The sequence below is a fragment of the Bradyrhizobium sp. UBA2491 genome (assembly GCF_002341725.1).
Lineage (GTDB): Bacteria > Pseudomonadota > Alphaproteobacteria > Rhizobiales > Xanthobacteraceae > Bradyrhizobium.
Map to the genome: position 1 here is coordinate 1 of NZ_DDOP01000072.1, position 18,137 is coordinate 18,137.

An 18,137-nucleotide genomic window follows, 5' to 3' on the forward strand; every position below is an offset into this window, starting at 1 on the left:
GGCCGCCGAGGAGCCGATCGCCGCCGCGCTCAAGATCGACGACCTCAAGATCGAGCTCGGCTACGCGCTGCTGCCGCTGGTCAACGGCCCCGACGGCACCGACCGGCTGACCGAGCAGATCAAGGCGCTGCGCCGCTCGCTGGCGATCGAGATGGGCTTTGTGATGCCCGCGGTGCGCATCCTCGACAACGTCCAGCTCGAAGCCAACAGCTACGTCATCAAGATCAAGGAAGTCGACGCCGGCACCGGCAAGATCTGGCCGAGCCAGTTCATGGTCATGGACCCCGCCGGCAACCAGGTGCAACTGCCCGGCGTCCACACCATCGAGCCGACCTTCGGCCTGCCGGCGACCTGGGTCGATGCCGGCCTGAAGGAGGAGGCGGCGCTGAAGGGCTACACCGTGGTCGACGCCGCCACCGTGCTGTCGACGCACCTGACCGAGCTGCTCAAGACCAACATGTCGGACCTGCTGTCCTATGGCGAGGTTCAGAAGCTCCTGAAGGACCTGCCGAAGGAGCAGGGCGAATTGATCAAGGACATCGTGCCGAGCCAGGTCACGGTGTCGGGCATCCAGCGCGTGCTGCAATTGCTGCTCGCCGAACGCATCTCGATCCGCGATCTGTCGACCATCCTCGAGGGCATCGCCGACGCGCTGGCGTTCTCGCGCAATCCGGCCACCATGGTCGAGCACGTTCGCGCCCGCCTCGCGCGGCAGATCTGCGCCCAGAACACCTCGCCGAATGGCTACCTGCCGCTGATCGCTCTGTCGGCACGGTGGGAGCAGGCGTTCGCGGAATCGATCGTCGGCCAGGGCGACGATCGCAGCCTGGCGATGCAGCCGTCGAAACTGTCCGAGTTCATGACCGCCGTGCGCAACGCCTTCGAGCAGGCGGCGCGCGAAGGCGAAGCGCCGGTGCTGGTGACGTCGGCCGCGATCCGGCCGTTCGTTCGCTCCCTGGTGGAACGGTTCCGCTCGCAGACCACCGTCTTGTCGCAGGCCGAAATCCATCCCCGCGCCCGGTTGAAGACGGTCGGCAGCGTCTAGTCGCTTACCGTCGGGGGAACGTTTTCCCTGGGTGAGCCGGCGTTCCGCCCGGCTCGAAACCGCTCTAGCCGCCGCAAATCACTCGCATTTCGGCCTGTGCTTTCTCGCCACAGGCAACTGATTTATGTGGAACTGTCCGAAACGGCCCGATCTCGGGCGCCGTGGTCGACCAGGGAAGCAAGATACTGATATTACAAGTTATTAATATGACTTTCGTCACCCCAGGACGATTTTTGATCGCGGCCGATCACGTCTGATCACGGCTTTGTGATGCCCTCTACGGAACGGAATCGGCAAATCCTACGTTAGCGAGGCACGAGACGTTGAACCGGACGACAGACCGAACCGACAGATTTACAGAGCAGGAAGGCGGCAGGAGACTTCCATGAACCACTCGATCTACAGCGCCGATCGGACGACGCACCTGAAGATTGTGGTTGTGGCTCTGGTGGCCGGTATTCTGGTCGCTGGCTTCGGGATCACGGCGCACAACTCGTCGGACGAGGGTTACACCCAGACGGCGCGTATCGTGAAGGCCGGCAAGCCGGTTGCGATCACGAGCTCGAGCAACTCGCTGGTTCGCTAGCAGAGAGGTTCGCTAACAGGAGAATTTACGGAATTCACGTGGCTCTTTACAGCCCCCCAAAGTCGCTACGTGGATATTTAAGACCCCCAACTACCCCCAAGTTGACTATCGAAAACGCCCGCTCCCCACGGGCGTTTTCTTTTTGTGCGGAGCTCTGAGGCGCGTCCGGGCCGGTCAATCTCGGTCGCGCTACGGTGCCGAGCCAGCAGGTGCGACGGAGAGATCGAAGAATGTCTCGGCCGCTGGTGGGCATACGTCGGCGCATGTCAGATGGATCGACATCGTCATATCGAAGCCGCGCGGCAGATCGGCGAATGACACGGTTCGCGGCTTGATCCGCGCGAGACTGGCTTGCACGACGGCCAGACCAAGACCGGCGCCGACCATTTCCAGCACGGCCAGGGGATCGGCGGCTTCATAGCGAATGTCCGGCTCGAAGCCCGCAGCGCGGCATGCCTCGACCAGTTCGCTTCGTCCTCCGGCGGCGCCCGATCCCGGCCACGCGATGAATTTTGCCTTGCTCAGTTCGCGCGCCGATGGCGCTGCACCGTATTTGCTTGCCCTGGGGACGGCGAGCTTGAATGCTTCCTGGTAGATCAGCTTCGATCGCACCGGCTCGTCCTGGCCCGGGCGGGCGTGTGCGAATCCGATATCGATCTCGCGGGCAACAAGCTGTCGGTGCTGATCGTGCGACCGCACGTTCTTCAGCTCGATCTCGACATCCGGCACGCGTTGAGCATGCGCCCTCAACCACCGCGCCAGGACGCCGGCATGCAGCGCTCCGGCGACATAGCCGATCACCAGCGAACCGGCCGATCCCGTTGCGATCGCACGCGCGCGGCCCTCCACCCTTGCGCCATGCGACAGCAGCGCCTTCGCTTCAACGAGAAAATCACGTCCCGCAGCGGTCAGCTTGAGCCGCTTCTTGGATCGCTGGAACAGCATGATGCCAAGATCGGCTTCGAGGCATTGAATCTGCCGGCTGAGCGGCGACTGCGTCAGATGCAGCAATCTTGCCGCCCGTCCGACGTTCTCCAGCTCGGCGACGGCGACGAAGTATCTGAGCCTTTGAAGATCAAGCATCAGTCCTACTCGGTCTCAACTGGGTCCAAATACGCATTGGACAGGACTATAGCCGGTCAGCCATCTGGAAGTCGATGAGGCACGCTGGCTGATCAGCGGAGCCCTGACTCATGGGAGACGTTCTGGTGGCACTCACAAAGTTTGGTTTCGTCGTGACCGGCGGCGGGCTCGACCCGACCCGACATCGTAGCGTGATGAAATCCGATCGTTTCGAGATGATCGCGATCGGCGTCAGCGAGCCGTCGCAAGGCGTCGGGGTCGCCGAGCAACTGGTCGCGGAGGGCGTTCAATTGCTCGAGCTGTGCGGCGGCTTCGGTCCGATCTGGACAGCGCGCGTGATCGAGGCGATCGGCGGCAAGATACCGGTGGGCTCCGTCGGATATGGCCCTGAGGCGATCACGCCCATGCACGAGCTGTTCCGCGATTGAAGCCGACGGATGCGCAGCGCGCAGCCTGAATGATCCGGATCGGTGGCTCCGCTTGGAGCTACCGCTGCGGACGACATCGAAAGCACCCGCACGCCACCGGCGTTTTCCTGCTCGGGTCGACCGGCAGGTCAGGGCTGAAGCAGATTGTCGATGCAGCGCCGCAGCAGCATCGAGAGCTGTTCGATCTCCGCGTTCTTCAACGAATTGGTCATCCGCTCCTCGATCGCGGCGACGGCCGCATGCGCCCTTCCAAGCACGCTGCGCCCCGAGCGGGTCAGTTCGCTGCGCAGGATCCGGCCGTGCAACGGATCGGCGCTGCGCCGAAGCAGGCCGTCGCGCTCGAGATTGGCAACGATGCCCTGCATCGATTGCGGGGTCACGAAGGCTGCGCGCGCCAGCGCCGCATTTGAAATGCCGGGGTCCAGATCGACGGCGACGAGGACTGCGAATTGCGGCGCGGTGATGCCGAGCGGCCGGATCGCGTCATCGACCCGCAATCTCAGCGCGTGCTGCGCGAGCTTGATGGTGTATCCCAGCGCGGCGGAAACCGGCGCCGGCATTCCGGTCGGGCTTGACATATCAGGTCCCTGATATAATATATAAGGAAGCTGATATTATGGCTTGCCTGCTGCTTTGGCAATCGTGGGGCATTGCGCGGCTTTGCCGATACACCCACTGACGCGGGAGAAGACCGTGAAGCGTCCACCAAGAGTCATCATCGTCGGGGCCGGAACTGGCGGGCTCTGCCTGGCGCACGGCTTGAAGTCGGACGGCGTCGACGTCGAGGTGTTCGAGCGCGACCATTCGCCGACCGATCGCCAGGGTGGTTATCGGCTGAGCATCAGCGCGACCGGCGCTGCCGCGCTTCGCGATTGCTTGCCGGCAAGGCTGTTCGACAGGCTGGTTGCAAACTCCGCCGACCCGAGCCAGGGCATCACGTTCGTCGATCATCGGTTGCACCGTCTGCTGGCAATCGACTTCCCGCACAGCGACCGCCGCGATCCCGACGCGGAGCGCCCGATCACGCGCACCGCACTTCGTCGCATCCTGCTCGACGGTCTCGATGCCATCACCCATTTCGGCAAGACGTTCTCCGGCTTCGCCGATGGCCCGGACGGGTCCGTGATCGCGCATTTCGAGGACGGCAGCACCGCGGCGGGCGATGTCGTGGTCGGCGCAGACGGCGCGGCCTCCCGCGTACGCCGGGAGCTGCTGCCGCAGGCCCGCCGGGTCGAGACGGACGTCCTCGCCATCAACGGCAAGTTCGCGCTCGACGACGACAACCGGGCGGCAATTCCAGCCCCCATCCTGCGCGGGCCGACACCGGTGCTCGGCCCGGGTGGCGGCTTTCTGTTCGCGAATGCCGTCGAGTACCGCCACGCCGAGGACGATCTACTGGCCGACCCGGATATTTCCCCGATCGAACGGCAGGCATTCGTGATGTGGGGCTTCTCCGCCCGGCGTCGGGCGTTCGCGTCCGTCGACCTCAACGAGCTCGACGGCAATGGATTGAAGAACGTCGTGCGCTCGCGGATGGAAACCTGGCACCCCTCGCTCAGGCGCCTGGTCGAAATGGCTGATCCATCCACGGTCTCGGCATTCGCGGTGAAGACTTCGGTTCCGATCGGCCACTGGGCTACGCGCAACGTGACGTTGCTGGGCGACGCTCTACACAATATGACCCCGTTTCGCGGAACCGGTGCCAACACCGCGTTGCGCGGGGCGGCGGTGCTCCGCACGGCCCTTTCGGCCTGGGTCCGCGGCGAGCAGGAGCTGATCCCCGCGCTGGCGCATTATGAGCGCGAGATGATCGAATACGGCTTTGGTGCCGTTCGAACGTCGCTTGCTGATATGGAGCGCTTCCATGCCGAAGGCGGGCTGGCGCGGTTTCGCGTCAAGGCGGCGCTGCGGGCCGCCGACTGGATTCCGTCGCTCAAGGCACGGCTTCAGCGCGGCCGCTGACCGCAGTCAGCGCGGCGTGCCCGAACCGGACGGCACGGTCTCGATCAGCTTGCCAGTGAAGATCGGCGCCGAAGTCGGCTGCCCGCTCGGCGAGCCGCCGGCCTGCTCGACCGTCACCGCGTAGGTCGCGCCATCGATCACGTCGGGGTCGTAGCCCGAGAGCACCGGACGCGTGGTGAAATCGTCAGCGCCGATCACGCCGAGCGAGCGCGGTTGCGGCAGCTTGTCGGAGATCAGCCAGAGCTCGAAGCTCTTGCCGGGCTCGGACGCCGCGCCGACCTTGCGGACGGTGAAATTCTTGGTCGCGCCATCGATGGTCAGGATGAAGGCCGGCCCGCCATTCTGGCCCTGCAACAGCGCGACATATTGCGCCGACGGCACGAAGGCCGGCGCCGGCGTCTTCACTTCGACGGTCTGGATCCGCGGCTTCGGCCGGATCGCGTTCGGCAGGGCATCGGGCCGGTAGACCTGCAAGCCGAGCGTGACCAGCAGCGCAGCCGCGATCGCGGTCGCGGCCGAGGCGATGCCGCGCCAGCGCTTCACCCGACCGGCAAGCGCGATCACATTGCCGTCGTCGACGACGGCCGGCTGCCGGATCTCCGCAGGCGCGACGTCCGGCACCTCCGCGGGCGGCGGTGGCGGCGAGATCGGCGGCGCCTCGGGCAGCATGAGCGGCGCCTGCGCCACGCCGCCGTGACCGATCGCGGCCTTGATGTTCTCCCAGACGGCCGGACCAGGCTCGACCAGGCCGACCATCTGGTTGAGCGGACCGAGCCTGAACTCCCAGGCCTGCACGAGGGCGGCGAACTCGGTGTCGACCGCCATCATGGTCTCGACCTGCGTACGCTCCTCGGCATCGAGTGTACCGAGTGCATATTCCGCGGCGAGCGCGATATGGTCTTCGCTATAGGCCATCAATCAGAGTCCAAGACACTCCCGGATATCCATCAGGCTGCGGCGCAGCCAGGTCTTCACCGTGTTGACCGGCGTTTCGAACTTTGCGGCAAGCTGCTCGCGGCTCCAGCCGTTGTAATAGGCGAGCAGCACGAGCTTCTGACGATCAGGTTCCAGACGACCGACGCACTCCAGCAACCGCTTCAACTCTTCCGTCATTTCCCGACGCGCCAGCGGATCGGGCGAGTCTGCGGCGACTTCCATCGCCGCCGGCTCCTCTTCGAGCGAGGTTTCGCCGCGCTTGCGCACCACGTCGATGGCGCGGTTGCGCGCGATCGACGTCATCCACGTGATCGGAGAAGACAGGGCTGGGTTGAACTGCCCGGCGCTGTTCCAGATCTTGACGTAAGCCTCCTGAATGACCTCCTCGGCGAGGTCCTGTCGCCGCAAGATACGGAGCACGACGCCAAAGAGTTTCGAGCGTGTCGCGGCGTACAGCCGCTCGAAGGCGGCCTCATCCCCCTTCGCGACGGCGGCGATCAGCCAGACCAGCTCAGCCGGCGTCAGCATCTTGCGCCCTCCAAGCCTGTATCCCCCATCGCTTCATTGCCACCGTGTCGCCGATCATCGCCTGAACCGGTGGTAGCATATTTTGCGACACCACGATCCGCCAAGTGGCCTGGCTTGTGGACAGCGCCAAACAAAAAGCCCGGGCGAACGGCCCGGGCTCTCATCTGGTCGAAGGTAGAGGCATGCCTCAGGCGATGACGCCGAGGCGGGCGCGCATCAGGCCGATCGAATCCATGTCGGCCTGTTCGCGGGCGGTCTCTTCGGCGCGCTCACGTGCCTGGTCGCGCTCGTCGAGCAGCTCGACCTTCTTCAGTTCCTCGAAGGCTTCCGACAGCAGCGCCTTGGCGTCATCGAGCTGGGCGCGCAGTTCGTCGGCCGAGCGGGTCAGGTTCTCGCGGCGCTGGATCGCTGCCTTGGCATAGGTGGGATAGGCGAAATGCGTGGGGTCGTTGATCCCGGCGCGCTCCTGCTCGGTCTGGATCTCGCGCTCGAGCTCGACCGACATGCGCTGGAAGTCGGCGATCATGCCTTCGATCTGGGTAACCCGGCGGCGCTTTTCATCGACCTGAAATTTCTTCAGGCGGATCAGCGTTTCACGTGACTTCATCGACTCATACTCCCCAGAAGTCCCCATTCTGAACGCGGGACAGAACCGGCTCCCCCCTGGGCCCCGCCGGCATAGCTATGGTGTGCCGGGGATGATGGCCTGACAAAGTTAGCGTTCCGTTTCCAAACCCGACAGGATTTGAGCCAGTTGCCGGTAGCCGTCGTCCAGGCTGGTCGCCTCGTCCTTGGCCTGGCGCAGGAAGCCTTCCAGCGGCTCATGCAGCCGGATCGCCTCGTCGACCTCGGGACTGGAACCCGGCCGGTAGGCACCGAGCCGGATCAGTTCCTCCATGTCGGCATAGGTCGCCATCACCTGGCGCGCCTTGGTGATGAAGGGCAGGAAATTGGGGTCGGCGGCGCGCGGCATGGTGCGCGAGACCGATTTGAGGATGTTGACCGCGGGATAGCGCCCGCGCTCGGCGATCGCCCGCTGCATCACAATATGACCGTCGAGGATGCCGCGCACCGCGTCCGCGATCGGCTCATTGTGATCGTCGCCGTCGACCAGCACCGTGAAGATCGCGGTGATGGTGCCGTCGCCGGTGCCCGGCCCTGCCCGCTCCAGTAGCTTCGGCAGCTCGGTGAACACGGTCGGCGTGTAGCCCTTCGCGGTCGGCGGTTCGCCGGCCGAGAGCCCGATCTCGCGCTGCGCCATCGCAAAGCGCGTCACCGAATCCATCAGGCACAGCACGTCCTGGTCCTCGTCGCGGAAATACTCGGCGATGGCCAGCGTGAGGTAAGCCGCCTGGCGCCGCATCAGCGCCGGCTCGTCCGATGTCGCGACCACCACGACCGAGCGCGCCAGCCCCTCCTCGCCGAGATCCTCCTGGAGGAACTCCTGCACCTCGCGGCCGCGTTCGCCGATCAGGCCGATCACCGAGATCGCCGCATCGACGTTGCGCGCCAGCATCGACAGCAGTACCGACTTGCCGACGCCCGAGCCGGCGAAGATGCCGAGCCGCTGGCCGCGGCAGCAGGTCAGGAAAGTGTTAAGGCCGCGCACGCCGAGATCGAGCGGCGGACCGACCCGCTTGCGCGAATGCGCCGGCGGCGGCGAGTTGCGGTAGGGCATCGGCGAGGCGCCCTGCACCAGCGGCCCCTTGCCGTCGATCGGCTCGCCCATCGCGTTGACGACGCGACCGAGCCAGGCCGGCGACGGCCGCACCTGGCTCGCCGCATTGGCGATGACGGCGCGGCAACCCCGCCTGACGCCATCGAGCCCGCCGAACGGCATCACCACCGCATTCTCGCCGGAGAAGCCGATCACTTCGGCCGGGATGAAGCGGCCGGCGCCGACGTCGATCACGATGCGCGCGCCGACCGACATCGCGTGAATCGGCCCAGCGATCTCCACCATCAGCCCGCGGACGCCGACCACACGGCCATAAATATTGACGCCGTCGATGTCGCCTATCTGCTCCGCGAGCGCCTTCATTGCGAAAACCTTAAGTTTCCGCAATTTTGCGGCGGCCGCTTAACTTCGTGTTTACCCGCATCATTAATCATTGCGTCACTGTCTTTGGTGACTGAGGTCGCTTGCCCATCAGAAGAAGGGCGAGTCGCGAGAGTCGGTTAGGCCCGGCTCTTAATGTGGAATCTGAACGAGAGCGGGTAGGAAAAGCTTCTTCTACGCAATATCTTAGGGCGATTCGACAAAAATTGCACGGTTAGAGCTTGCGCAGAGGAATCAGTTTTTGTTAACCATATCTCGTCAGGATCCGAATCAGTTGTCAAAGGCGTTTTGTGAGTGCCGCAAGTGCGGCCGACCTGACGCCCGGAGCGGCGACTATAGGGGACTGGCATGCGCGTTTTGCTGATTGAAGATGACAGCGCCGTCGCGCAGTCGATCGAATTGATGCTCAAGTCCGAGAGTTTCAACGTCTACACGACGGACCTCGGCGAAGAGGGCGTCGATCTCGGCAAACTTTACGACTACGACATCATCCTTCTCGACCTCAACCTGCCCGACATGTCCGGTTACGACGTGCTCAAGCAGCTCCGGGTGTCGAAGATCAAAACCCCCATTCTGATCCTCTCCGGCCTCGCCGGCATCGAGGACAAGGTCAAGGGTCTCGGCGTCGGCGCCGACGATTACATGACCAAGCCCTTCCACAAGGACGAACTGGTCGCCCGCATCCATGCGATCGTGCGCCGCTCCAAGGGTCACGCCCAGTCGGTCATCCAGACCGGCGATCTCGTGGTCAATCTCGACACCAAGACGGTCGAGGTCGGTGGCCAGCGCGTGCACCTGACCGGCAAGGAATACCAGATGCTGGAGCTGCTCTCGCTCCGCAAGGGCACCACCCTCACCAAGGAAATGTTCCTCAACCATCTCTACGGCGGCATGGACGAGCCGGAGCTGAAGATCATCGACGTCTTCATCTGCAAGCTGCGCAAGAAGCTCGCCAACGCCTCCGAGGGCCGCAATTTCATCGAGACCGTGTGGGGCCGCGGCTATGTGCTGCGCGAGCCGCACGAGGCCGACGAACGCATTCCCGCCTGACGCTTTCTACAGCAAACCTCCTCAACCCCGCCGCAAATGGCGGGGTTTTTGTTTGCGATGTCACGCCACCGGGACCGTGGTCAGGGCGGCGAGGAGATCCGCGCCCTTCGGCACGCCAAGCCCGGTGCAGGCACTCCAGCCAGGGCCGGCATCGTAGCCCTTGCCGCCGACGCGATTGTTGCCCTGCTCGACTGCACGGAAAGCGCCGGGGTTGGAATAAAGTGCCGCGTTGAGAAAGCCGATCTGCTCGCCGCGCGCGGCGACAGCCATGGCGACAAGGGCGGCCCATAGCGGTGTCGCGGCGCTGGTCCCGCTCATCGCCATCGGTTGACCGTTGACGATGATGCGATAGCCCGGGCTTACCGCGGCCGCGCAGGCGACATCAGGAACGCCGCGCCGGATCGCGCCGTCGTTCTGCGATTTCGGCAGTGTCAGGTGCGATTGATAGTCGGGCACGGGAAACGCGTCGCTGATGCCGCCGCCGGTGCCGATCGTGCCCGCGTTCCAGACCGCGTCCGCCGCGGCCGACCCATTGCCCGCCGCAGGTCCTGGCTGCGTGCCGCCGCAGCTCGTCGCATAGGGGCTCGAGGCGGGAAACCAGACGTGGACCTTGCCGTCGGTCAGGCCGCTGGTTGCGAGCTGGTCGCCGGAGGCGAACAGCACGCTGACGCGCAGCCGCGCGGCATCGGCGAGGACCGCCTGCATCGCGTCGCGCCCCGGCTCGGTCCAGAATTTTTCGGCGCTGCCCCAGCTGACCGAGATCACCTGAGGCGCATGCTGTTCGTCGAACACCGCTTGATGGATCGCCTCGGTCAGACCGGCGGCGGAATTCTCGGCGAAGTAGACCACGATCTTGCTGTTCGGCAGCAGGCCGGCAAGCACCTGGAGATCGAGCGCAAGCTCCTGATCGGCGACATCGCTGGTGCCGAGTCCGTTGTCATTGCCGGTCGGCGGGACATTGACGACGACTGGCGGCTGCCGGTTCATGCCGGCCAGCGCCGCGGCGAGGTCGCTTTCGAGATAGCCGCCGCCGAGGGCTATGATGCCGACGCTGATCGACGACACGTCGCGATCCAACGGAATGCCGCAGCGGGCCGCGATGTCGGTCGGCCACAGCCCGCTGCCGGCATCCGGGCCGCCACGGGCCCGCAGCAGCGGCCGCGTGGTGCGGAGCGGCCGCTGATCGAAGCCGAGAATGGCGCGGGTCCACGGCGCGATCTCGGCCGGCACCGTCAGGGCGCCGACGCGCGCACGAAACACGTGCTCGCCATCACGATAGGTACGAAGCGTCGCGCCGAAGGTCTCGGCCATCTGCCTCGCCGTGCCTTCAAGCACCACCGTGCGTGCGACGAGATCGGTGGCGACGACGGTGAAGCCCCGCTCCGCCGCCAGTCGTGTGATCCGCGCGGCGGCGCTGGCATGGCTGCGATGGCGCTGCGTCGCGAGCTCATGCCGGGTGACCGGTTTGGCGAGCCGGGCCAGGTCACCGGCGCTACCCGGCGCGAACGCGTCGGGGGTGCGCCGCTTGACATAGACCACGACGGTGATCCGCTCGTCGGGATCGACATCGCCGACCAGCGTCGCGCCTTCGGGCGCGGCGCGGTTGCTGCCGGCAAGCGGAACCCTGCGCTCGGAGGTGCCCGCCATCAACGCGGTCTCACTTGCCGCCGCATGGCGTCGGCTGCACCGGATTTTGCGTATCATCATACGCGCAGAACGGAATCGACCAGACGAAGTCGGCCGCAGTCGCGATCCGCGTGAGACCGGGCTTGCCTTCGAAGATCGGCGGTTGGCTCGAGAACTTCCAGTACCATTCCGGCAGCAGCGGTCCGAGCGGAGCGACCGGGCCATTGGGGCCGAACGACAAGAATCCGGCCTGCGACGACGGCGTGCCGTCCGCCTTGAAGGCCGCGCGACCGTGGCAGGTGATGCAGGACGACGTCGCGACGAAGCCGTCCTCGGTGACGGAATTGCCGACCCTGATATCGAGCCCGACATTGTCGGTGAAATCGACCTGGGAGCCCTTCAGGCAGTAATTGTTGTAGACCGGATCGATGTCCGCGCTCGACAGCATCGCCGCCAATGCCGGCGTCTTCACGCAATCCGGATAGCCCTGGCCGGCGGTACGGTTGGACGGCACGAACGCGGTCTGCGCGCCGAAACCATCGCGGCAACCGATGATATCGCAGCGGCTCGGATTGAAGCGGTGCTCGAACGTCGCCCAGGTCCAGTTCGGCACCTGCTTGCTGATCACATGCATCGAGACCAGGGCGTATTGCACGCCGCCCGCGCTGTTGACGTGATAGAGCTGCGGCGCCTGCGCCACCGTCACCTTGTTGTTGGTGAATTGCGGGATGTCGCTGACCGGCACCCAGTTGCCCTTCACCTCGACCGAATCGACCGGGAACGACAGCGTCTTGCCGAATGCGGCCTTCACGCCCGACAGCTTGTAGAGGTTGTTCTGAACGATGAAGTCGAACGTCGGCTTGTTGTGACGGGTTTCCTCCATCTGCCCCTGCGCGACCCCCGGCGGCAGCGCCGGCAGCAAGCCGCCGCTCTGCTGCACGCCTTCGCGCGCCACCTGCGGCAGGATCGCCGGACGCAGCGCCGGCGGTGTCGCGGCGGCGGGAAACTGCGGATCGGGCTGGAACAGATCGGTATCGCTCGCCCAGGTCTCGAATGTCGAATTGCTGCCGCCGGCACGCGTGTTGGCCTGGATGAAGAGCTGCCAAGCCACCTGATCCGGCGCGGTCATCGCGGGATTTGGCGACGACTGCGCCACGGCAGGAAGGGCGGGAAGGATGAACAGACCACAGACGAGCAGCGTATCGATCGACCTTCTCATCTTTGCTCTCCAAGTTGGCTCAAGGTTGGAATCCGTCTCCCATCCAGCTCGCATAGAGATCGAGCGAGTCCTGCGACCATCGGTGACCAGGCGGCATGAAGCCGGATGACAGCGCGGCGAAGACGCGGCGCGCATTGGCATGATCGGGAAAGTCGTCATTGCCGGCCGGATCGCAGACCCAACTGGCGTCGCCGAGCCGAACGCCCTTCGGCGTCATGCAGGCGATGTCGCCCGGTCGAAACATCGGCAGGATGTCATTGCCAAAACTCGTCGTCATCGGGATCACCGAACCCATTCGCGACACGTACTTTTGGTTGCATACCGTATAGACGACTATCGATATGCCCGTTGTGAAGCGGCTCACATCCTCGCGCAGCAATTTTTCGGCGGTCGTGCCCCCATGTCGATGTCGACAAGTCCGCGCCGGATCGAACCGGCGCTTCGCGAACTGCGACCAATCAGCTATAGGATGACGATCTAGGGCAATTCGGGCGCATCACATGATCCTGCAATCCCTCGCCGGCCTGCCGGCCTTCCTGGTCTATTTCTGTACGGCGCTGATCGCCGTGGTCGCCTACCTGTTCGTCTACACGCGCGTCACGCCGCATGACGAATTCCAGCTGATCCGCGACAATGATCCGGCGGCGGCGATCGCGCTCGGCCTCAGCCTGCTCGGCTTCGTGCTGCCGGTGGTCAGCGCGATCGCCCATTCCGCCAATGTGGTGGATTGCCTGATCTGGAGCATCATCGCGCTTATCGTGCAGATCATCGTCTATTACATCGTGAAGATCCCGGTACCGAACCTCTCGGCGCGGATCGCCTCCGGCGAGATGGCCGCTGCGATCTGGCTCGGGCTGTCCTCGCTGGCGGCCGGCGCGCTGAACGCGGCCTGCATGATCTACTGAGCCATTGAGCCGAACCATGGCGCGCAAACCCAACCCGGAATTCGGCAAGCGGCGACCGGTGGTGCCGGCGGTGCCGCTGCCACCGGATCCGCCTTCCAAGCGCTCGAGCCATGTCGCGCTGCTGGTGATGGGCACGCTCGCGGTCGGCGGCGGCGCCTATGCGCTGATGCCGCGACAGAACTGTCAGCCGGTGCAGCCGACCCCGCCGGGCGTGACCACGCCGGGCGGCGCCGTGCCGCAACCCGGCGCCGATTGCGCGCCGCGCGGTTCGTCGTCCGGATCGGGCGGCGGCTCGTCGCATACCAGCTTCTATAGCAGCGGCTCCTCGTCGAGCGGCTCGTCATCCTCATCCGGTTCGTCGTCGAGCTCGTCGGTGAGCCGCGGCGGCTTCGGCTCGTTCGCGCATGCGTTCGGCTTCGGCGGCGGCTGATGCACACTTTGACGTGTCGTCGCGCGCTTTCACTTGCCCGATGATCGGGCCTGATGGACACTTGCGGCGGCTCCGCCGATCACAGGAATTGCGTCGATGAAACGCTCGCGCCGCGTCTGGCTGAAATTGATGGGAAGTGTCGCGATCGGCGCGGCAGCGATGGGCTTGCCTCCGGCCGATGCCCGCAGCCACCACCATGCAGGGCGTGGACGGAAGAAAAAGCCCGAGCAATTGTCGCCTGCCGGCGGCTTCGGTGGTGCACCGCGGAGCTTCGCCCACGATGGCGATAGCGGTCACCGACATGCTGGCGGCTGACACCAGGCTGACGCGGATCAAGAGATCACGGACCCCTTCATGCAACGTATCGCATGTCCCGAACGCGACGATTGGCAGACGACTGCCGAGAATGCCGGCTTCACCTTCCACACCATCGACGGCGAACGCTACTGGGACGAGCGCGCCTATTACGCCTTCACGCTCGACGAAATCGAGCGCGACATCGAGGCGCCGACCGGCGAGATCGAGGCAATGTGTCTCGAGCTCGCCGGCCGCGCGGTCAGCGATGAACGCCAGTTGCGGCGGCTGAAGATCCCGCAGGATCATTGGGATCTGATCGCAACAAGCTGGCGCCGCAAGGACCCCAGCCTGTACGGCCGGCTCGACCTCAAATACAGCGGCAGCGGCCCGGCCAAGCTGCTCGAATACAATGCCGACACGCCGACCTCGATTTTCGAGGCGGCGGTGTTTCAATGGACCTGGCTCGAGCAGGCGATCGCGCGCACCATCATCCCGAAGCGCGCCGACCAGTTCAACTCGATCCACGACCGGTTGATCGACACCTGGAAGAAGCTCGGCGCAACGCACCCACTGCACCTTACCGGTTTGACCGGAAATGCCGAGGACGCGGGCACGCTCGCCTATCTCGAGGACACCGCGGCGCAGGCCGGACTGAAGACCACGCTACTCGACATCGAGCAGGTCGGGCTGCGCAGCGACGGCCAGTTCGTCGATCTCGACGAACGCCCGATCGCGCTCGCGTTCAAGCTCTATCCGTGGGAGTGGATGTTTCACGACGCGTTCGGCAAGAATCTTGCGACCGCGCCGACGCGATGGATCGAGCCGCCGTGGAAGGCGATCCTGTCCAACAAGGGCATCCTGCCGATGCTATGGGAGATGTTTCCGCGCCACCCCAATTTGCTGCCGGCCTATTTCGAGGACGACCCGCAGGCCGCCCAGCTCGGCAGCTCCTTTGTGCGCAAGCCGATCTATTCGCGCGAGGGCGCCAATGTCGAACTGGTCAGCGCCGGCCTCACGCTGGTCGCGGAGCAAGGTCCCTACGGCGCCGAAGGCTTCATCCGCCAGGCGCTGGCGCCGCTGCCGAATTTCTCCGGCCAGTATCCGGTGCTCGGCAGCTGGCTGGTCGACCACACGCCGTGCGGGCTGTCGATCCGCGAGGACGAGAACCCGATCACCGGCAACACCTCGCGCTTCCTGCCGCACGCGATTCTGTAGCTGAGAACAGTTGGAGCAAACGCAGCTCTTTCACCGTCATCCTGAGGAGCGCGCAGCGCGTCTCGAAGGATGCGCGGCCCGGCTGGTGGCCGTCGACCCTTCGAGACGCGCGCAAGAGCGCACTCCTCAGGATGACGGGGAGAAACCCAGCTAGCCTTTGAGCTTGCGAGGGCTGAACTCACCGCGCAGCCGACGCGACCGCCTTCAGCACGTGCGGCGCGGCGCCAGCGCGGGCGACCGGCGCGATATTCGGCTGATAGAGCCCGCGGCGGTCGGGATAGGGCTTGAACAGGTTGGTGATGCCGACTACGGATTCCGCCGCGCCGAGCGCCAGCACGCCGTCCGGCTCCAGCATCCTGGCCACCTTGCCGAAAATACCCGCCTTGGTCTGCTGATCGAAATAGATCAGCACGTTGCGGCAGAAGATCACGTCGAACGTGCCGAGATGCGAAATATCTTGCAGCAGGTTGAGCTGGCGATGCTGCACCATGCTGCGGATATCGGCATTGAGCTGCCAGAGCTCGCCCTTCTGCGCGAAATACTTCACCAGCAGATGGATCGGCAGGCCGCGCTGCACCTCGAACTGGCTGAACAGGCCGGCCCTGGACTTCTCCAGCACCGCCTGCGACAGATCGGTGGCGACGATCTCGATCCGCCAGCCCGAGAACAGTGCGGTCATTTCCTTCAGCAGCATCGCGATCGAATACGGCTCCTGCCCGGTCGACGACGCCGCGCACCAGATCCGCAAGGCGCGGCGCGCCGCGCGTGCCTGCGCAAGCGCCGGCAGCACCGCGTCCTTCAGGTGATCGAACGGAATCTTGTCGCGAAAGAAGAAGGTCTCGTTGGTGGTCATGGCTTCGACCACTTCCGAGGTCAGCGGCTCGGCGCCGCCCTTCATTCGCTGCACGAGCTCGGGAATGCCATTGAGATTCGACCTGCGCGCCAGCGGCAGCAGGCGGCTCTCGACCAGATACTGCTTGTCGGCCGACAGATCGAGGCCGGAGCGTTCCTTCAGCAGCTTACGCAGATACTCGTAGTCCAGCGGCGTCACGAGCGGTCTCCGGCAAACACGCGAACGATCTTCGATGCGATCTGATTGAGCGGCAGCACGGCAGCGCAGATTCCGGCGTTGACCGCGGCACCGGGCATGCCCCACACCACGCTGGTCGCTTCGTCCTGCGCGATCACGCTGCCGCCAGCGGTAACGATGTCCTTGCCGCCGCGCATGCCGTCGGAGCCCATGCCGGTCAGGATCACCGACAGGATGCTGCCCTGCCAGACGTCGATCGCGGAGGTGAACATCGGATCCACCGCGGGCTTGCAGAAATTGACCGGCGGCCCGTCGTCGAGCGCGATCGTGGCATCGATGCCGTGGCGGGAGATGCGCATGTGGCGGCCGCCGGGCGCCAGATAGATCTGGCCCGGCTTGATGCTCTCGCCGTCAACAGCCTCGTGCGCCGGCCGCTTGCTCGCCCGCGCCAGGTGCTCGGCCAGGATGGTGGTGAAGGTCGGCGGCATGTGCTGGGTGATCAGCACGGGGTAGCGATCGATCACCGGCCCGATCTCGCCGACCAGCGTCATCAGCGCCTGCGGGCCGCCGGTCGAGGAGCCGATCAGCAACACTTTCGGCTGCAAGAGGCCGAACGGGCGACGCACCGGCTGGGCCGGCGCGGCGGGCGCTACGCCTGGAGCCACAGCCCGCGGCTTGTCCTGTCCGGGCGCAAGCGGCGGGCTCGCAGTGTGCACCGTGCTGCGCCGCGCCTTGGCGCCGAGATGACGGATCTTCTGGATCAGGTCGTGGCGGAAGGTTTCCGCGGCGGTCGCCTCGCGCGTGCTCTCCGGCTTCGGAATGTAGTCGGCAGCGCCGAGCGAGAGCGCCTTCAGGCTGATCTCCGCGTTGCGACGGGTCAGCGTGGACGCCATGATGACGACGAGGTCGCGCTTCTTCGCCAAGAGCTGCGGCAACGCCGAGATGCCGTCGAGGTCGGGCATCTCGATATCGAGCACCGCGACATCGGGATTGATGCGCTCGAGCTGGTTGACGGCGTCGAGGCCGGTGCGCAGCGAAGCCACGACCTCCATGTCGGGCTCGGCGCCGATCCAGCGCGATATCATTCCGCGGATGACGACGGAATCGTCGACCACCATCACCCGCACCTTGTCGGTACGGGTCGATGTCGGGACCGCAGCACTTGTCGACGCAACACTCATGACTTCACCAGCGACGCAACACGACGCACAACAACCGTTGAGCCGAGGGCTTCCGCCGCCGGATCAAACGCAGACTTAGAGCAAGCCGACTTCCTGGAACTTCGCGGTGACGATGTCACGGTCGAACGGCTTCATGATGTACTCGTTGGCACCGGCATGCAGCGCGCGGGCGATATGCGCGACGTCATTCTCGGTGGTGCAGAACACGACCTTGGGCTGATCGCCGCCGGGCATGCGACGGAGATTGCCGAGAAACTCGTAACCGTCCATCACGGGCATGTTCCAGTCGAGCAGCACCGCGTCCGGCAGCGCACGCTTGCAGACCTCGAGCGCCTTGGCGCCGTCTTCGGCCTCGACGATCTGGAAATCGAGCCCTTCAAGGATACGGCGGGCGACCTTGCGAATGACGCTGGAGTCATCGACCACAAGACACGTTCTCATTTGCGACCTCTACTTCCTCATCCCCGGTGGGATGTTTCAGTTCTTCAGTTCTATCGGCTTGTCTCACGCCGCCGTTTCAAGCGGCTTTGGCGTCAGGCACCAGTTCGAGCACGCGA

At 65.0% G+C, this 18,137-nt stretch carries 21 protein-coding genes; 9 read left to right on the plus strand and 12 right to left on the minus strand.

The window, feature by feature from the left end:
- The coding region (locus B2W55_RS24300) for an FHIPEP family type III secretion protein (RefSeq protein ID WP_291532295.1) at positions 1-1,045 on the plus strand (1,045 nt) is incomplete at its 5' end.
- A gap of 385 nt (positions 1,046-1,430) precedes the next feature.
- A complete protein-coding gene (locus B2W55_RS24305; RefSeq protein ID WP_024583946.1) occupies positions 1,431-1,631 on the plus strand; it encodes a hypothetical protein in 201 nt (66 codons plus the stop codon).
- 189 nt (positions 1,632-1,820) lie between these two features.
- Here the strand turns inward: B2W55_RS24305 and B2W55_RS24310 are convergent, their stop codons facing one another.
- The gene (locus B2W55_RS24310; RefSeq protein ID WP_024583947.1) at positions 1,821-2,714 is read right to left on the minus strand and encodes a LysR substrate-binding domain-containing protein; all 894 of its coding nucleotides are present in this window, start codon (positions 2,712-2,714) and stop codon (positions 1,821-1,823) included.
- A 125-nt stretch (positions 2,715-2,839) separates the two neighbouring features.
- Here B2W55_RS24310 and B2W55_RS24315 point away from each other — a divergent pair, with 125 nt between their 5' ends.
- A complete protein-coding gene (locus B2W55_RS24315; protein ID WP_024583948.1) occupies positions 2,840-3,142 on the plus strand; it encodes a DUF6506 family protein in 303 nt (100 codons plus the stop codon).
- Between the two features lie 128 nt (positions 3,143-3,270).
- Here B2W55_RS24315 and B2W55_RS24320 read toward each other — a convergent pair whose 3' ends face one another.
- A complete protein-coding gene (locus B2W55_RS24320; RefSeq protein ID WP_024583949.1) occupies positions 3,271-3,720 on the minus strand; it encodes a MarR family winged helix-turn-helix transcriptional regulator in 450 nt (149 codons plus the stop codon).
- Between the two features lie 115 nt (positions 3,721-3,835).
- Here B2W55_RS24320 and B2W55_RS24325 point away from each other — a divergent pair, with 115 nt between their 5' ends.
- Positions 3,836-5,104 (plus strand): FAD-dependent oxidoreductase, encoded by a 1,269-nt coding sequence (locus tag B2W55_RS24325; protein WP_024583950.1) that lies wholly within the window; start codon positions 3,836-3,838, stop codon positions 5,102-5,104.
- A 6-nt stretch (positions 5,105-5,110) separates the two neighbouring features.
- On the opposite strand, the gene B2W55_RS24330 is transcribed toward B2W55_RS24325, so the two are convergent.
- From B2W55_RS24330 to fliI, 4 genes are all read right to left on the minus strand, one after another.
- Positions 5,111-6,019, minus strand: coding sequence for an anti-sigma factor (locus B2W55_RS24330; protein WP_024583951.1), 909 nt, complete (start codon positions 6,017-6,019; stop codon positions 5,111-5,113).
- 3 nt (positions 6,020-6,022) lie between these two features.
- Positions 6,023-6,568 (minus strand): sigma-70 family RNA polymerase sigma factor, encoded by a 546-nt coding sequence (locus B2W55_RS24335; RefSeq protein ID WP_024583952.1) that lies wholly within the window; start codon positions 6,566-6,568, stop codon positions 6,023-6,025.
- Positions 6,569-6,755: 187 nt separating this feature from the next.
- A complete protein-coding gene (gene fliJ / locus B2W55_RS24340; protein ID WP_024583953.1) occupies positions 6,756-7,175 on the minus strand; it encodes a flagellar export protein FliJ in 420 nt (139 codons plus the stop codon).
- A gap of 108 nt (positions 7,176-7,283) precedes the next feature.
- Positions 7,284-8,609, minus strand: a complete 1,326-nt coding sequence (fliI, locus tag B2W55_RS24345) for a flagellar protein export ATPase FliI (RefSeq protein WP_024583954.1) — start codon at positions 8,607-8,609, stop codon at positions 7,284-7,286.
- A 366-nt stretch (positions 8,610-8,975) separates the two neighbouring features.
- Between fliI and ctrA the strand changes: the two genes are divergently transcribed.
- Complete coding sequence (gene ctrA, locus B2W55_RS24350) at positions 8,976-9,677, plus strand: response regulator transcription factor CtrA (protein ID WP_016848562.1); 702 nt, start codon at positions 8,976-8,978, stop codon at positions 9,675-9,677.
- A 60-nt stretch (positions 9,678-9,737) separates the two neighbouring features.
- Here the strand turns inward: ctrA and B2W55_RS24355 are convergent, their stop codons facing one another.
- Genes B2W55_RS24355 through B2W55_RS24365 form a run of 3 tightly spaced genes read right to left on the minus strand, consistent with a single transcriptional unit; the run spans position 9,738 to position 12,799 of the window.
- Positions 9,738-11,324: a S53 family peptidase gene (locus tag B2W55_RS24355; RefSeq protein WP_024583955.1), complete on the minus strand. Its 1,587-nt coding sequence runs from the start codon at positions 11,322-11,324 to the stop codon at positions 9,738-9,740.
- A gap of 10 nt (positions 11,325-11,334) precedes the next feature.
- On the minus strand, positions 11,335-12,522 hold the full coding sequence (locus tag B2W55_RS24360; RefSeq protein ID WP_024583956.1) for a hypothetical protein: 1,188 nt from the start codon (positions 12,520-12,522) through the stop codon (positions 11,335-11,337).
- A gap of 19 nt (positions 12,523-12,541) precedes the next feature.
- Positions 12,542-12,799 (minus strand): hypothetical protein, encoded by a 258-nt coding sequence (locus B2W55_RS24365; RefSeq protein WP_145987261.1) that lies wholly within the window; start codon positions 12,797-12,799, stop codon positions 12,542-12,544.
- Positions 12,800-13,022: 223 nt separating this feature from the next.
- Here B2W55_RS24365 and B2W55_RS24370 point away from each other — a divergent pair, with 223 nt between their 5' ends.
- The 4 genes from B2W55_RS24370 to B2W55_RS24385 all read left to right on the plus strand — a co-directional run bounded on the left by B2W55_RS24370 (position 13,023) and on the right by B2W55_RS24385 (position 15,369).
- Positions 13,023-13,427, plus strand: a complete 405-nt coding sequence (locus B2W55_RS24370; protein WP_024583958.1) for a DUF350 domain-containing protein — start codon at positions 13,023-13,025, stop codon at positions 13,425-13,427.
- Between the two features lie 16 nt (positions 13,428-13,443).
- A complete protein-coding gene (locus B2W55_RS24375; RefSeq protein ID WP_024583959.1) occupies positions 13,444-13,857 on the plus strand; it encodes a hypothetical protein in 414 nt (137 codons plus the stop codon).
- A 96-nt stretch (positions 13,858-13,953) separates the two neighbouring features.
- On the plus strand, positions 13,954-14,172 hold the full coding sequence (locus tag B2W55_RS24380; protein ID WP_145987262.1) for a hypothetical protein: 219 nt from the start codon (positions 13,954-13,956) through the stop codon (positions 14,170-14,172).
- Positions 14,173-14,211: 39 nt separating this feature from the next.
- Positions 14,212-15,369, plus strand: a complete 1,158-nt coding sequence (locus B2W55_RS24385) for a glutathionylspermidine synthase family protein (protein WP_024583960.1) — start codon at positions 14,212-14,214, stop codon at positions 15,367-15,369.
- A 178-nt stretch (positions 15,370-15,547) separates the two neighbouring features.
- On the opposite strand, the gene B2W55_RS24390 is transcribed toward B2W55_RS24385, so the two are convergent.
- The 3 genes from B2W55_RS24390 to B2W55_RS24400 form a co-directional block, all read right to left on the minus strand.
- Positions 15,548-16,420 (minus strand): CheR family methyltransferase, encoded by an 873-nt coding sequence (locus tag B2W55_RS24390; protein WP_024583961.1) that lies wholly within the window; start codon positions 16,418-16,420, stop codon positions 15,548-15,550.
- A complete protein-coding gene (locus B2W55_RS24395; RefSeq protein ID WP_024583962.1) occupies positions 16,417-17,580 on the minus strand; it encodes a protein-glutamate methylesterase/protein-glutamine glutaminase in 1,164 nt (387 codons plus the stop codon). The genes B2W55_RS24390 and B2W55_RS24395 overlap by 4 nt, the downstream gene beginning before the upstream one ends.
- Positions 17,581-17,655: 75 nt before the next feature.
- A complete protein-coding gene (locus B2W55_RS24400) occupies positions 17,656-18,021 on the minus strand; it encodes a response regulator (protein WP_024583963.1) in 366 nt (121 codons plus the stop codon).
- Positions 18,022-18,137 lie beyond the last annotated feature (116 nt).

Excerpts from the sequence above, each read along its gene's own strand:
- B2W55_RS24305 (WP_024583946.1), top strand. The coding sequence starts at position 1,431 with ATGAACCACTCGATCTACAGCGCCGATCGGACGACGCACCTGAAGATT.
- B2W55_RS24355 (WP_024583955.1), bottom strand. The coding sequence starts at position 11,324 with ATGGCGGGCACCTCCGAGCGCAGGGTTCCGCTTGCCGGCAGCAACCGC.
- B2W55_RS24360 (WP_024583956.1), bottom strand. The coding sequence starts at position 12,522 with ATGAGAAGGTCGATCGATACGCTGCTCGTCTGTGGTCTGTTCATCCTT.
- B2W55_RS24320 (WP_024583949.1), bottom strand. The coding sequence starts at position 3,720 with ATGTCAAGCCCGACCGGAATGCCGGCGCCGGTTTCCGCCGCGCTGGGA.
- B2W55_RS24370 (WP_024583958.1), top strand. The coding sequence starts at position 13,023 with ATGATCCTGCAATCCCTCGCCGGCCTGCCGGCCTTCCTGGTCTATTTC.
- B2W55_RS24335 (WP_024583952.1), bottom strand. The coding sequence starts at position 6,568 with ATGCTGACGCCGGCTGAGCTGGTCTGGCTGATCGCCGCCGTCGCGAAG.
- B2W55_RS24330 (WP_024583951.1), bottom strand. The coding sequence starts at position 6,019 with ATGGCCTATAGCGAAGACCATATCGCGCTCGCCGCGGAATATGCACTC.
- fliI (WP_024583954.1), bottom strand. The coding sequence starts at position 8,609 with ATGAAGGCGCTCGCGGAGCAGATAGGCGACATCGACGGCGTCAATATT.
- B2W55_RS24310 (WP_024583947.1), bottom strand. The coding sequence starts at position 2,714 with ATGCTTGATCTTCAAAGGCTCAGATACTTCGTCGCCGTCGCCGAGCTG.
- B2W55_RS24380 (WP_145987262.1), top strand. The coding sequence starts at position 13,954 with ATGAAACGCTCGCGCCGCGTCTGGCTGAAATTGATGGGAAGTGTCGCG.
- B2W55_RS24365 (WP_145987261.1), bottom strand. The coding sequence starts at position 12,799 with ATGACGACGAGTTTTGGCAATGACATCCTGCCGATGTTTCGACCGGGC.
- B2W55_RS24400 (WP_024583963.1), bottom strand. The coding sequence starts at position 18,021 with ATGAGAACGTGTCTTGTGGTCGATGACTCCAGCGTCATTCGCAAGGTC.
- B2W55_RS24395 (WP_024583962.1), bottom strand. The coding sequence starts at position 17,580 with ATGAGTGTTGCGTCGACAAGTGCTGCGGTCCCGACATCGACCCGTACC.
- B2W55_RS24375 (WP_024583959.1), top strand. The coding sequence starts at position 13,444 with ATGGCGCGCAAACCCAACCCGGAATTCGGCAAGCGGCGACCGGTGGTG.
- fliJ (WP_024583953.1), bottom strand. The coding sequence starts at position 7,175 with ATGAAGTCACGTGAAACGCTGATCCGCCTGAAGAAATTTCAGGTCGAT.
- ctrA (WP_016848562.1), top strand. The coding sequence starts at position 8,976 with ATGCGCGTTTTGCTGATTGAAGATGACAGCGCCGTCGCGCAGTCGATC.
- B2W55_RS24385 (WP_024583960.1), top strand. The coding sequence starts at position 14,212 with ATGCAACGTATCGCATGTCCCGAACGCGACGATTGGCAGACGACTGCC.